The organism is Candidatus Cardinium sp. TP (assembly GCF_025215055.1).
Classification (GTDB): Bacteria; Bacteroidota; Bacteroidia; order Cytophagales; family Amoebophilaceae; genus Cardinium.
The window spans coordinates 1-13870 of record NZ_JANAVR010000026.1; the positions used below are offsets into that span (position 1 = coordinate 1).

A 13870-nucleotide genomic window follows, 5' to 3' on the forward strand; every position below is an offset into this window, starting at 1 on the left:
CCTAATGTTTTAGCTAGTTCCAATAACCCTAATTTAGGCTTGATAATTTTTTGATGTAAGTTCATAGTAGTTAAGATTTATATCATCATAATTTAACAATTGTCAGATTAAATCCTAACTACTACACCTTAATTTTATTTCCTTATTTTTCAGTCCATTATACCTGGGTCTTGATGCCCGACAAATGGATCATCTTCAAGAGGGTATTTCTGCTTTTGTATCACTTGCAATAACTTATTGGCAGCCCTATACTTTTTTAAATGATAATAGCTATAGTACAAAGCTTGTGCGACCTTATGATCTTTTGTATTTTGCCTGTACGCCATTTTTAAGTAATACAAAGCCTGTTGTAGATATTTTTCTAATGCTGTTGCAGTTTGCACCAACCTATTATTAGCCCATGCAGTGGCAATTTTTCTATGGATGTAGCCATACAAAGGACTCGTACAGGGTACCTTGCCTGCTTGTAATAGATGAACCAGACCGCTTGCGCTACTATCCTGAACCAATGGATGCGCATATACAACCCATATAGGACGGACAGAAAATGGTGGTTCCTTAGAAAGGAATCCCCTGGGTAAGGCGCTATTGCGCCAAATCGTATGCAACCATAAATGCTGCATCATGACATGCATTAATCCGAACGATTCAACCAACGGAGAATAGGCGTACTGCTCCTTTTGCCGGTTTGATTTTAGGGCGTGGGTATATAGTTTTATAGCTTCATTATAAAAGATAAAACCCACCTGGCGAAATGTATCATATTGATGTGGACACTCCTTTAAAAGCTGTTGGTAATAACCAGTCGCCTCCTGAATACGACCTTGATGTTCCAACAGATAAGCATATGCATAATATGCATCTATTTTTTTATCTTGCAACCCAACCTTTAAAGAGGCGCTATAATCATCTATGCTTCGAGAAGCGTCATAGATCAAACACTTTTCCTCTAATAACTCATTATGAAAAGGAAATTGAAGGAGTGCTTCCTTGAGAATGGCTATGGCCTTATCAAAATTTTTAAGCTTATGGTAATGAATAGCAGCCATAGCACGTGCAACCGCAAAATGCGGCCCGTGAACTGCTACATAATCTTGATAATAACGCAATGCTGCTTCTGGCTGATCAACACTATGATAGACAATAGCAGTATACAACAATGGGGTCGGCTCTTCCGGTAAGATACGTTTACAAATAGCAAATTGCGCTAAGGCTTGCTCAACTGCTTCTTGCCTATAATAACCGATCCCTCTATTCAAAAAGTACGACCACAAAGCGGCTAAATTATTCAGGGTAAAACTATAAAATTGCTTGCTTTTAGATACACTTAATCGCTTAGCCTGCGCATAGGCGGCGAGTGCTTCATCTAACAAAATGGATACAGTGGATGGTTCAGCAATATGATCCCTTACAAGTCGATCATAGATCACCCCTCTATAATACCAGGTAGCAGGATGGTTGACCAGCTTACTGTTTTTAATGGCTTCATCTATAGCTAGTCGAGCCTGTTGCGCATTAGAAAGAAGGGATGGCTCAGCTGGTTGGGTGTCATTAGCCGCACCATCCCCTGATCCAACTGTAACCTGATCAGGCTTGGACTTAACGCCCTTCTGCTTATTTTGACCTTCAAAGGTACGCACAATGCGTGCGATGGATGGAGGTATAGCAAAAAGAGATGGGGGAATAACTAAAAATATCAGTAAGAAACAAAATGTATACATGGCCGCTATATAACTAATTGAAACCTGTTTGTACCCTTAGTGCGGGGCTTAGATCGGAACACAATGAGCCAGTTGTATCTCGTTCACGATACTGGTTCATAATGCATTTTATCCCACTTTTTTCTTGATAAAAAAGTGGACAAAAAATCAAGCCCTCGGCAAAAAGGCGCTGAAAGTGCCATCTTACAGATGGAAAAACAGAAAGCGCCCCCTTTGGGGGCTTTAAAGGAAACTGTTTTTCCTAATCATCTGTAAGATGACACTTTCTACACCGCGACTTTTTTCAGGGGCGTTGTTCTTTTAACGCAAAAAACCACTCCGCTGAATACATACAGCTAGTTAATAAAATAATCGCTGCAATTGAACGCTATACCCTCATTTCATCTGAGGCTGTATCTAATGATTGCGCTATACTTGCTTTAGGTTCTTCTCCATCTTCTAACACATCTATTCTGGCTACCGAAGCAATCTTATCATTTTTGCCCAACCGAATCAATCGAACGCCCTGAGTAGCCCTACCAATAATGGGTAAGGTACCTACTTCAATCCGAATGGCCACACCAGATTGGTTCATAATCATCAATTCATCCTGGTTTTTCACTGCATGAATCGCAACTAACTTTCCGGTTTTTTCAGTAATCTGAATGGTTTTCACACCTTTACCACCTCTTTTGGTAATACGATAGTCCGCCAGAGGCGAACGTTTTCCATAGCCATTTTCAGAAACCACCAACACATCTAAATCAGATGTTGGGAAACAGGCCATACCAATCACGCGATCCGATGCATGGCCCAACGTAATGCCTCTTATGCCAGAGGCTACACGGCCCATAGGACGTACATCTTGCTCATTAAACTGCGTGGCCCTTCCAGACTCTAAGGCCAATACAATGTGATGACTACCATTGGTTAGCTGCACATCTAATAGCGAATCACCTGTTCGAATGACAATGGCATGAATACCATTGGCACGTGGGGTAGCATAGGCCCGCAGCGGGGTTTTTTTAATAATCCCTTGCCTGGTAGACATCACTACATAATGGCTATCTACATAGCTATTATCTTTCAAATCCCTCACCTGAATAATACTACGCACCTGATCTCCAGGCGCTATATTGATCAGATTCTGTATGGCTTTGCCTTGTGTAGTCTTTTTGGTTTCTGGTATGGTATAGACCTTTACCCAATAGATCTTTCCATACTCGGTAAATATTAATAAATATTGGTGTGCCGTAGCTATAAATAGATGTTCTGTGCAATCATCTTTTTTAGTGGTAATGCCCTTAGCCCCTACTCCCCCTCGGCCTTGTAAACGATAGTCAACCAATGGCGTTCTTTTAATGTAACCTTGGTTGGAAATCATAATTACCATTTCCGTATCTGGAATCATATCCTCCATGGTAAAGGCATCTGCCTCATACTCCACTACGGTTCTACGTGCATCGCCATAACGCTCTTTAAGAGTAATGAGTTCTTCCTTAATCAGCTGCATGCGCAACGCCTTATCGGCCAATACTGCTGCTAAATGGTCAATAAGTTTTTGCACCTGATGATGCTCTTCCACTATCTTTGCACGCTCTAAACCGGTAAGCCGCTGCAAACGCATTTCTAGAATGGCTTTTGCTTGTACTTCACTCAAGGGAAAGGTTTCCATTAATGCGGCTTTAGCTACTTCTGGGTCTTGCGCACCACGAATCAACGCAATGACGCTATCTAAGTGATCTAAAGCGATAAGATAACCTTCTAATAGATGTATTTTTTTCTTGGCATGCTCTAGATCAAAGGTAGTCTTGCGTACCAATACCTCATGTCTATGGTCTACAAAATGAACAATGAGTTCTTTAAGGTTTAAAACCTTAGGCCTACCTTCTACTAATGCTACATTGTTTACACTAAAAGAGCTTTGTAGTTGGGTTTGTTTGTAGAGGTTATTGAGTACCACATGGGCTATGGCATCTCGTTTGAGATCATAAACAATACGCATACCCTCCTTGTCTGATTCATCCCGAATGTCGGCAATACCTTCTATCTTTTTTTCATTCACCAGATGTGCCGTCCGCTCTATCATAACCGCTTTGTTCACCTGATAGGGTATTTCGGTCACAATGATTTGCTCTTTCCCATTAGCGGCCACTTCAATCGTAGCTTTCCCACGCAATAGCACACGCCCCCTTCCTGTTTGGAAGGCTTCGCGCACCCCACTATACCCATAGATGATACCGCCAGTAGGAAAATCAGGTGCAACCATATATTCCATTAATGCAGCAATGGTAATGTCATGATCCTCAATATAGGCCACAATAGCACTTAGGGTTTCCGATAGATTATGCGGAGCCATATTGGTGGCCATACCTACTGCAATACCAGACGCACCATTTAAAAGCAAGTTGGGTAGCTTCGCAGGCAATACAACAGGCTCTTCTAAGGAAGCATCAAAATTAAACTGAAAATCAACAGTATCTTTGTTTATTTCTTTAATCAGCTCCTCAGAAATACGTACCAAACGGGCTTCGGTATAACGCATCGCTGCAGGCGCATCTCCATCGATAGAGCCAAAATTACCCTGGCCCTCTATAAGTGGATAACGCAGTGACCAACTTTGCGCCATACGGGCCATCGCTTCATAAATGGCTACATCACCATGTGGATGATACTTACCCAGTACTTCTCCTACAATTCTTGCAGACTTTTTGTAAGATTTACTTTGACTGAGCCCTAGCTCATACATACCATACAATACCCGCCTATGCACAGGCTTTAGCCCATCCCGCACATCAGGCAATGCTCTGGCTACAATCACAGACATAGAATAATCTATGTAGGCATCGCGCATTTCGTCCTCTATATTGATGGGTATAATACGATCCGTTGGTGTGCTATCCATAAGTAGGGGATTAAGGTTTAGAAATGGTTAAAAATACGAATAAAATGATGAAATATAGGGTAAGCATCGGAACTTTTATAACCCTACCCTATACCTAATCAATAGCCATGGGTAATGCATTTTATCCCACTTTTTTCTTGATAAAAAAGTGGACAAAAAATCAAGCCCTCGGCAAAAAGTCGCTGAAAGTGTCATCCTACAGATGGAAAAACAGGAAGCGCCCCCTTCGGGGGCTTCAAAGGAAGCTGTTTTTCCTAATCATCTGTAAAATGCCACTTTCTACACCATGGCTTTTTACAGGGGCGGTTTTTTTGATGCAAAAAAACCACTGCGCTGAACAGATACAAATAGCCTACCGATGCCTTACCTGATTAAGGATGCAACCTTTTAGGATCACGCGGAAATAGATTGCTATAACGTACATCTGGTAGACCTAAAAAATATTTCAAGATCCGTTCTAACCCCATACCCACACCAGCATGAGGCGGTGCACCATATTTAAATGCATTCAAATAGTGGGAGATGGTCGTGGGGTCTATGCCCATCTCAAGGACACGCTCTGATAACATGGTGTAGTCATGTATCCTCTGTGCACCAGAGAGAATTTCTGCACCCCGTAGCATAAAATCATAAGCATGGGTATATTGACGATCATCTGAATCAACCATAGTATAAAAAGGACGCACACGAGATGGATAACCGGTAATCACATATAAATCTGTATGATACTTTTCTTTTACAATCGCACCCAACTGTTTTTCCTCCTCCGTAGACAAATCATCTAACGCCCCCCGCTCCCTGCCATGGGCCCTTAACAAGGCAAGCGCATCTGGAAAAGGTACCACGACCAACTCTGATGCAAAGGTGAGCGCAGGGACATTAAAAAAAGATTGTATGATGGCGATCTCTCGATCATATTTTTTATTCAATGCAGCAAAAAGCTCAACCAATAGCTGATATACCAGATGGACTACTTCCATATAATCCCGATCTATAACCATTTCAAGGTCAACGCCTATAAACTCTGTTAGATGTCTATTGGTATCGGAATTTTCTGCACGAAAGACGGGTCCTACCTCAAATACCCGCTTAAAATCACCTATAATCGCCATTTGCTTATACAACTGAGGGCTCTGTGCCAGACAAGCCGGTTTGCCAAAATAGTCTACCTTAAATACATCTGCACCACCCTCAGAAGCACCTCCTATTAACTTAGGCGTTTTGATTTCTATAAACCCACGCTTGCGTAGATATTGTTGTATATAAAAAAGCATGCCATCATTGATGCGAAAAACAGCCTGTGCCAAATCGGTACGCAAATCTAACACACGGTTATCCAATCGTTTTACATACTGAATAGATGCAAAATTTTGATTTTCAAATTTTTCATCTTCTATAAAGGCTGACTCTTTGAGGGTAATCGGCAAATCTAATACAGACCTACTGAGTACTGTATACCCGATTATGGCTAATTCAATCGATTGCTTAGAGCAGGCCAATACAGCTTTTTCAGCGCAATAGACCTGACCAATGATTTCAATAAAAGATTCATTTTCAATGCTACGCAATAGCTTATAGTCCTCTATAGCAAGCTGCGTATCTGCTTTATTTTTTACGAGCACCGCCTGTAGGGTATCGATACCATCACGTAAAATCAAGAATAATATCTGCCCACAGTCTTTTTTAGAAAAGACCCTGCCTCTAATCCTAACTACTTTCTGACTATCTACAGTAGAAAGATTTTTGATCTCTGAAAGTGGATCCATATGTTTGAGAGAATGATATAACTATACTATTTAATTGACCTCTGGAAAATGACATGCCACTTGATGGCTATCCCCTGCTGTTTGTGCCAATGCTGGCTGGATGGATCTACATTCTTCTGTCGCTTTCCAGCAACGTGGATGAAAATAACAGCCACTAGGTAGTTCACTGGGGCTCGGTACATCTCCCTGTAAGATAATGCGTTCTTTATGTTTAGATGGATGAATCGTCGGTATGGCCGAAAAAAGCGCTCTCGTATAGGGATGCTGAGGGTTTTTATAGATTTCTGCTGCTGGAGCAGCCTCTACAATTTTGCCTAAATACATCACCGCAACATGATTGGCCATAAACTCTACCACCCTTAAATCATGCGAAATAAAAAGATAGGTTAGCCCTAGTTCTTTTTGTAAATCCATTAAAAGGTTAATCACCTGCGCTTGAACGGAAACATCTAATGCAGCAATCGCTTCATCGCAAACGATAAAAGTAGGTTCAACGGCTAACGCCCTTGCAATACAAATGCGCTGTCTTTGCCCTCCAGAAAGCGCATGGGGATATTTGTATAAAATCGCACTAGGCAGTTGCACATAATCCAATAATTGAGCAATGCGCTGGGTAGATGCCGCTTTGCTTTCAGCCAGGTGATGAATCTTGATGGGTTCCTCTAGGATCTGACGAATAGCCATTCTAGGATTTAAAGCAGCATAGGGATCTTGAAAAATAATCTGCATCTTTCTTCGTATGCTACGCATTTGCTTAGCACTACAATGGGTAATGTCTACCCCATCAAAAATAATACGCCCAGCAGTAGGCTCCACCAACCGCAAAATGGTTCTACCCAATGTGGTTTTTCCACAACCAGATTCGCCTACTAAGCCTAATGTCTCTCCCTTGTAGAGGGTAAAACTTACATCATTCACAGCAGACACGGTACCAACCCGATGACCCAAGAGATGATGCTTTACAGCAAAGGTCTTATACAGGTGATCTACTTCTAATAAAATTTCCTTATTGGCTTGCATATGCCTTACGATTTAACGCCATCTTGTAATGGATAAAAACAGGCTACAGAATGGCCACCGCTTGCTTCTTCAAGGAGTGGTTTACTCGCTCTGCATCGATCTTGCACGTTGGGACAACGCTCTTGAAAAGAACAACCAATAGGTAGATCTGATAAAGGAGGCACTACGCCATCAATGGTGCGCAACCTACGGACGCCACCAGATAAAGGAGGAATTGCATCCAATAACGCCTGTGTATAGGGGTGCAGTGGCGCATTAAAAATAGCTTTTACAGAACTCTTTTCTACAATACTACCACTATACATAACGGCCACTTCGTCACATACTTCAGCCACTATGCCCAGGTCATGGGTGATCAATATAATACCCATATTGTTTTCGACTTGTAGCCTTTGAATCAGATCCATAATTTGTGCCTGCGTCGTCACATCTAAAGCAGTAGTAGGTTCATCCGCAATCAATACAGAGGGACCACAAGCCAAAGCCATTGCAATCATAACCCGTTGCCGCATACCACCTGAAATCTGATGTGGATAGGCCAACATGCGCTGCTGAGGGGCCGGTATACCCACTAGGTTTAACAAAGCTATAGCCCGTATTTTTGCCTCTTTGGGTGGAACCTGTTGATGCAACTGAATGGTTTCCATAACCTGTTCACCAATGGTAAAAACTGGATTGAGCGCCGTCATAGGTTCCTGGAAAATCATAGAAATACGATTGCCACGTATCTCTTGAATCTCTTTTAGGGAAAGTTGTAAAATATCCTTTCCTTCCAAAAAAATACCCTGTGCGGTAATGGTACCTACAGGTGGTTCAATGAGCCGCATCAATGAAAGGGCCATGGCGGATTTACCAGAGCCAGATTCACCCACAATCGCTAGTGAACGACCGGAAAAAAGATCAAAGGAAACATTATTGACCACTGTTGCCATCTTTTTGCCCGTATAATATTGCGTTATTAAGTTTTTTACTTCAAGAATTTTCATGTTTATCGACCTTTTAACTTTGGATCTAATAGATCCCGCAATGCATCCGCTAAGATATTAAACACGAGCACCAATAAAAACATGGCTATGGTGGCAAAAAAAAACTCCCACCAAATACCCCGCAATAGTCCTGTTTTGGCATCGCTAATCATAATACCCCAACTAGGCTTGTTTTGAATGCCCATACCCAAATAAGAGAGGATCACCTCATACTTTATAGCGGATTGAAAGACTAAAGAAAACTGATAGATAATCAACGGAAGCATATTGGGCAATAGATGTACAAAAATCTTACGAAAACTACCCGCGCCAATGGCTGAAGCGGCCTGAATGTATTCTCTAGATTTATGGCGCATCATTTCACCACGCACCAAGCGACAGGTTTCTGTCCATTCCGTTATGACCAGTGCCGTACAAATCGTGCCCTTCCCAAGCACAAAAGCAACCACCATGAGTAAAATCATGGTAGGAATAGCGGTTATAACTGTATAGAGCCATACGATACATGCATCTATTATCCCCCCAAAATAACCGGCTAGTATACCTAAGATTGCCCCAATTGCAACCGCCCATAAGGCGACCACAAAGCCTACATGCATGGCTACTTCAATACCATGTAACACCTTAGCAAAAACACTTCTACCTAAAACATCGGTACCAAAATAATGGACACCACTGGGTTGCTGATAAGAGGCACCAACTTCTGCATGCCAATTGGCTCCTAGCCATCCTAATTTAGTAGCTAGCGCCACCAGGATGTAGCACAAGAGAATGCATAAGCAAACAAGGTTAAATTTATTACCTAATAAAGCTTTCTTGCTCAAAGTAAATGAATGGGAGTGTTTATGCATCATCGACCTATAATTTTATGCGTGGATCCACCAAGGCATACAACAGGTCACCGACTATATTACAGAAGACACTGAGCACCGCAGCTATGATCGTTACGGCTTTAATGGTTGGAAAATCACAACGGCTCATCGCATCCATCACTACATTACCCAGCCCTGGTATGCCAAAAAAGTTTTCTATTACTACAGAACCAAATAGCAATGATGGCAAATCTTGTACAACAGTGGTAATAATCGGGACCATAACATTTTTAAAGACATGTTTAAATAATACCACCTCTTCCTGCAATCCTTTCGCCCGCGCGGTACGTACATAATCTTGATAAACTTCGTCTAACATAATAGTTCTATAAAACCGGTAACTATAACAAAAATGGAGCAATACAAGAATAATAGTGGGCAAAATAATGTAAGGCACACAGGCTAAAAAGCCTTTTTCATAACCCATTATTGGGAACATCCTTAGTTTGCAAGCAAAAAACAGCTGACCAATTAGAATATACACCAATACAGAAATACTGGTCATTACAATGCAGCATACCACCAACAGGCGGTCCCAAATGGTGCCTCTATATTGGGTCATCCATAGGGCAACTGATATCACCAAACCATTTCCTATGAGAAAAGCGGGTAATGTAACGGTTAGGGAGACCAGCCCACCTTCTTGAAATATTTTTAATATATGTTGCTTGGTCGTCCAGGAATAGCCAAAATCAAAGGTAAAAGCTGATTTTAAAACTGCTCCATACTGGATATACCAAGGTCTATCTAAACCTAGTTCATGGGCAAGTAGGGCCATGGCTTTCGGTGTGGCATATTTACCTAATAAAATTAAAGCAGGGTCCCCTACAACAACATTAAAGATAAGAAAGACTAAAAAAGTAGCCCCTACAATAACCGAAAGCGCATAAAGCAGCTTTTTAAAAAGATATACAAAAAAAGAGGTCATAGCAATGGAAGCGGTGTTACCCTTCGTGTAAAGCACCTCTTCCATTTACCCACATAAACTACAAACAAATAAAAGCTGTTATACCCGAAGGGAAGATACGAATAGCATAAGACAATGCATTAATTATTTAGTAGCCTTGACCTTTGCAGCCATATCCACGGCGATATAGGCATCTGGACATGGACAAAAACCATTACAAGCTACATTTTTTACCCAATTATAGTAAACAAGTTGCTCAGGGACATACAATGCATAAATCATAGGCACTTCTTCAGTTGCCATTTTATTAAGCGCCAAATAGTATGCTTTCCTCTCTGCATCATTGGTTGTGGCCATAGCTTTACTCAAGCATGCATTAAAATCAGCATTTTCATAGAATAAGCCACATAACTCCCTGTCACTGAGCAACTGTAAAAAATTAGAAGGCTCTGGATAATCCGCTTGCCAGGTCAAAAGATGCATCATGGTAGCACCTTTCGAAATCTTACTCCAGTGTTCTGCAGGCACATTGGCTACTACCTGAATTTGTATACCAATATTTGCCATACACTTAGCAAAAAATTCTGCTTTATCTTTATAACTTGTGCCCACAATCGCATCAAGTGTAATAACAGGCAGCCCTTTTCCATCTGGATAACCTGCTTTAACCAAATATTCTTTGGCACGCTCAAGGTTATACCCATAAGATGCATGTAGATCATTGACCTCATCTATGAATAGAGGCGGTAGCAAAGTATGTGCCAGCTGAGCGGAACCTTTATAGAAAGTTCGGTTATAGGCCACTCTATCGAAAGCCATAGACATCGCTTGCCTTAAGTAGACATTTTTAAATAGCTCATGGCTATGGTTAAACCCAAAAAACTGTGTACTGGCACCAGGGGACTGCACGAAGGCCAACCCCTTTTTACTCCACTTTGGTGTAACAGCATTATTTTCAATCATAGTCAATGCCATACTAGAGCCACTAATGGGCGCCATATCGAGTTCTTTACGCCCTAACTTTAAGGCAAGTGGCTGCTCTTCGGTAATAATATCGACTACCACCTTGTTCACCAGAGGCAACCTTTTACCTGCATAAGCCGCTATCATAGGTTGATACTCCGCATCTCCTTCCGAAGGGAAAAATTTTGCTCTAAAAGTAGGATTGTTTACAAAAATCAACTGCTTGGCTTGGGGATTAAACCCACCTTCTAAGATAAAAGGACCGGTACCTACTGGATGGTTTACAAACGCACGCCCATAGTGGGTTACCGCCTCTTGCGCAACCACAAAAGAGGCCGGCATTGCTAAAAAGTGTAAAAAAGCTACCCAAGGCTCCGTAAGGGTAATTTGCAAGGTATAGTCATCCAATGCCTTTAATCCTTCTACCGCTTGCGCATAGTCTGGCTGTTGCTTCCACGCATCTAAGCCCTTGATTTTACCCTCTATAAGACCAAAATAAGGTACTATATTTTTAGGATCTGCTAGCCTTTTCAAGCTAAAGACAAAATCAGCGGCTGTGAGTGCACGACCTTTACCATCTTGGAAACAAGGATCATCTTGGAATACAACACCCTGTTTAATTTTAAAAGTATAGACCAATCCATCTGAAGAAATGACAGGCATCCCCTCAGCAAGATTAGGCACCAACTCACAAGATTTTTTTAAATAATGATAGGCATACAAACCTTCATAGATTTTACCAATCACCTCTATAGAGTACTTATCGCTTACGGTTACGGGGTCGGTTCCATCAATGGCAGATAGTGTTACACTATTCAATGTGGGAGTGTCGAGCAATTTTTGCTCTTTTTTGTACTCTTGATAGTAGATAGAGGCAAAAACCCATACCGCCATCAATAATAATATTGTCCGTTTACTAATCATAATTGTGTATAATGTTTATAATATATTAAGCTTAAAAAAGCATAAGCAAACCCTAACCACAACAAACTACCCTAGGTACTAGTACTAGTAGGCGTTATCGAATAAAGTTATACAAATAAAACCATAATAATCAGCGGGCAATTTAATTTATTTTACTGTAATAAACAACTGACAAGGCATTTTTACCGGCTACTATTCAATCTTCTGGCAATATAAATATAAAAAAGAGCAAACAGCTAGAACGCTATAATATGCTAGACCATCTACTTGAATCTTTATAGGTACTATTGGAGTGCCTTAAAGCACATCCCATCTATGAAAACTATCGGATAAACCGATTGAGGAAGACAGCTGTGCCATAATAGCGGTTAAAGAATGTAATTAATAAGCTGACTCCAGCTTACAAAAAAACAGATCAAAAATCTAGAGGCGCAAAATAGACAGATATAAGTTGAATAGATAGGAGATAAAAATTATTTTCTTTTTTTTTAAATTTTTTAAATATGAAATGGGTAATCATTTATCCTATTCCTGCGTAAGCAGGTCATTTATATTTATTATCAAAGCTTTTATTCACTATGAAAAAATATTTAATTTTTTGCCACTGATTATATCTTGCAATGGGCTAGGAAGGTCTAATATGTTGGGAGGCGAGATAAGCCAACATGGGGAAAGTGAAACTACAAATAGAGGCAATGATATGGATGCATCTCTCTTTATTAAGTCTGCTATGACAATAGCCAGTAACCTTTTAGATGTTCCTAAACATTAGTTGACACATTCTATAATTAGTAATAATACCCCAGTAATTCAAAAAGAGCTTCTAAGAATGATGGGTAAAAAAGATATATGTCTTTCGTTTAAAGAGAAGTTTTTTGAAGCTGTCATTAAGGGTGTTCCTTGTCAGGAAAGTGATACTTATTCTACCCATTTTCCCGATTTGCTTCATGCAATTACTTCGGGTTCCCTACCACTCATCAAAGCGTTATTCAAGTCATACAGTCATATTTATAAAAAGTGTATAAATTTACGCTTTGAAGATGGATCAGCCTCGGAATTTTGTACACTGCGTCCTTTAGATTTGCCACTAAGGAAAGGGTTGATAGAAACTACTAAAGTGTTATTGGACAATGGAGCTAACATGAATCTATTAGATAATTGGGGAAATACTTTTTTACATAAGGCAGCAGCTTTAGACGATGAAAAAACAGCTCGAAAAAAAGTTGAAATATTATTAAAAACAGGCGCTAATATCAAGGCAAATAGCAATAATGAAACGCCTATAGATGTTGCAGAATCCCTTGGTCGACAGGAAATAGTGGATCTCTTGAACAAGGAGCTTGCTAAATTAAAGTAAACCTATATCCTAAATATAGAAGAGGCCCTGCCCAATTAAGGGGTGCTTTCCAGAAGATTGTGTAAATACTTACACTTTGTATGTGTTCAGCGGTATGTGTTCAGCGCACTGGTTTTTTGCGTTAAAAGAACAACGCCCCTGTAAAAAGTCGCGGTGTAGAAAGTGTCATCTTACAGATGATTTAGAAAAACAGTTTCCTTTCAAGCCCACAAAGGGGGCACTTTCTGTTTTTCCATCTGTAGGATGACACTTTCAGCGGCCTTTTAGCGAGAGCTTGATTTTTTGTCCACTTTTTTATCAAGAAAAAAGTGGGATAAAATGCATTGCTTACATAGGCATTATTTGTAGTAGTTAGGATTTAATCTGACAATTGTTAAATTATGATGATATAAATCTTAACTACTATGAACTTACATCAAAAAATTATCAAGCCTAAATTAGGGTTATTGGAACTAGCTAAAACATTAGGC

The 13870-nt window shown here is 40.4% G+C and carries 9 protein-coding genes; 1 reads left to right on the forward strand and 8 read right to left on the reverse strand.

Going from position 1 to position 13870, the window contains the following annotated elements:
* Positions 1-149: 149 nt before the first annotated feature.
* The 8 genes from NLX65_RS03705 to NLX65_RS03740 form a co-directional block, all read right to left on the reverse strand.
* A complete protein-coding gene (locus tag NLX65_RS03705; RefSeq protein WP_260537309.1) occupies positions 150-1721 on the reverse strand; it encodes a tetratricopeptide repeat protein in 1572 nt (523 codons plus the stop codon).
* A 367-nt stretch (positions 1722-2088) separates the two neighbouring features.
* Positions 2089-4605, reverse strand: coding sequence for a DNA gyrase subunit A (gene gyrA / locus NLX65_RS03710; RefSeq protein WP_260537312.1), 2517 nt, complete (start codon positions 4603-4605; stop codon positions 2089-2091).
* A 371-nt stretch (positions 4606-4976) separates the two neighbouring features.
* On the reverse strand, positions 4977-6371 hold the full coding sequence (aspS, locus tag NLX65_RS03715; protein ID WP_260537315.1) for an aspartate--tRNA(Asn) ligase: 1395 nt from the start codon (positions 6369-6371) through the stop codon (positions 4977-4979).
* A 30-nt stretch (positions 6372-6401) separates the two neighbouring features.
* Entirely contained in the window at positions 6402-7391 is a 990-nt protein-coding gene (locus tag NLX65_RS03720) for an ABC transporter ATP-binding protein (RefSeq protein ID WP_260537318.1), read from the reverse strand.
* Between the two features lie 5 nt (positions 7392-7396).
* Positions 7397-8377 (reverse strand): ABC transporter ATP-binding protein, encoded by a 981-nt coding sequence (locus tag NLX65_RS03725; protein WP_260537321.1) that lies wholly within the window; start codon positions 8375-8377, stop codon positions 7397-7399.
* Between the two features lie 2 nt (positions 8378-8379).
* A complete protein-coding gene (locus tag NLX65_RS03730; protein ID WP_260537324.1) occupies positions 8380-9231 on the reverse strand; it encodes an ABC transporter permease in 852 nt (283 codons plus the stop codon).
* A 4-nt stretch (positions 9232-9235) separates the two neighbouring features.
* On the reverse strand, positions 9236-10177 hold the full coding sequence (locus NLX65_RS03735) for an ABC transporter permease (RefSeq protein ID WP_260537326.1): 942 nt from the start codon (positions 10175-10177) through the stop codon (positions 9236-9238).
* A 123-nt stretch (positions 10178-10300) separates the two neighbouring features.
* Positions 10301-12043, reverse strand: coding sequence for an ABC transporter substrate-binding protein (locus tag NLX65_RS03740; protein ID WP_260537329.1), 1743 nt, complete (start codon positions 12041-12043; stop codon positions 10301-10303).
* A gap of 772 nt (positions 12044-12815) precedes the next feature.
* Here NLX65_RS03740 and NLX65_RS03745 point away from each other — a divergent pair.
* Positions 12816-13400 carry an ankyrin repeat domain-containing protein gene (locus NLX65_RS03745; RefSeq protein ID WP_260537332.1) on the forward strand — a complete coding sequence of 195 codons (585 nt, stop codon included), beginning with the start codon at positions 12816-12818 and terminating at the stop codon, positions 13398-13400.
* Positions 13401-13870 lie beyond the last annotated feature (470 nt).

Bases quoted from the DNA above. Each gene is read 5' to 3' on its own strand.
- NLX65_RS03705 (WP_260537309.1), bottom strand. From the start codon at position 1,721: ATGTATACATTTTGTTTCTTACTGATATTTTTAGTTATTCCCCCATCT.
- gyrA (WP_260537312.1), bottom strand. From the start codon at position 4,605: ATGGATAGCACACCAACGGATCGTATTATACCCATCAATATAGAGGAC.
- aspS (WP_260537315.1), bottom strand. From the start codon at position 6,371: ATGGATCCACTTTCAGAGATCAAAAATCTTTCTACTGTAGATAGTCAG.
- NLX65_RS03720 (WP_260537318.1), bottom strand. From the start codon at position 7,391: ATGCAAGCCAATAAGGAAATTTTATTAGAAGTAGATCACCTGTATAAG.
- NLX65_RS03725 (WP_260537321.1), bottom strand. From the start codon at position 8,377: ATGAAAATTCTTGAAGTAAAAAACTTAATAACGCAATATTATACGGGC.
- NLX65_RS03730 (WP_260537324.1), bottom strand. From the start codon at position 9,231: ATGATGCATAAACACTCCCATTCATTTACTTTGAGCAAGAAAGCTTTA.
- NLX65_RS03735 (WP_260537326.1), bottom strand. From the start codon at position 10,177: ATGACCTCTTTTTTTGTATATCTTTTTAAAAAGCTGCTTTATGCGCTT.
- NLX65_RS03740 (WP_260537329.1), bottom strand. From the start codon at position 12,043: ATGATTAGTAAACGGACAATATTATTATTGATGGCGGTATGGGTTTTT.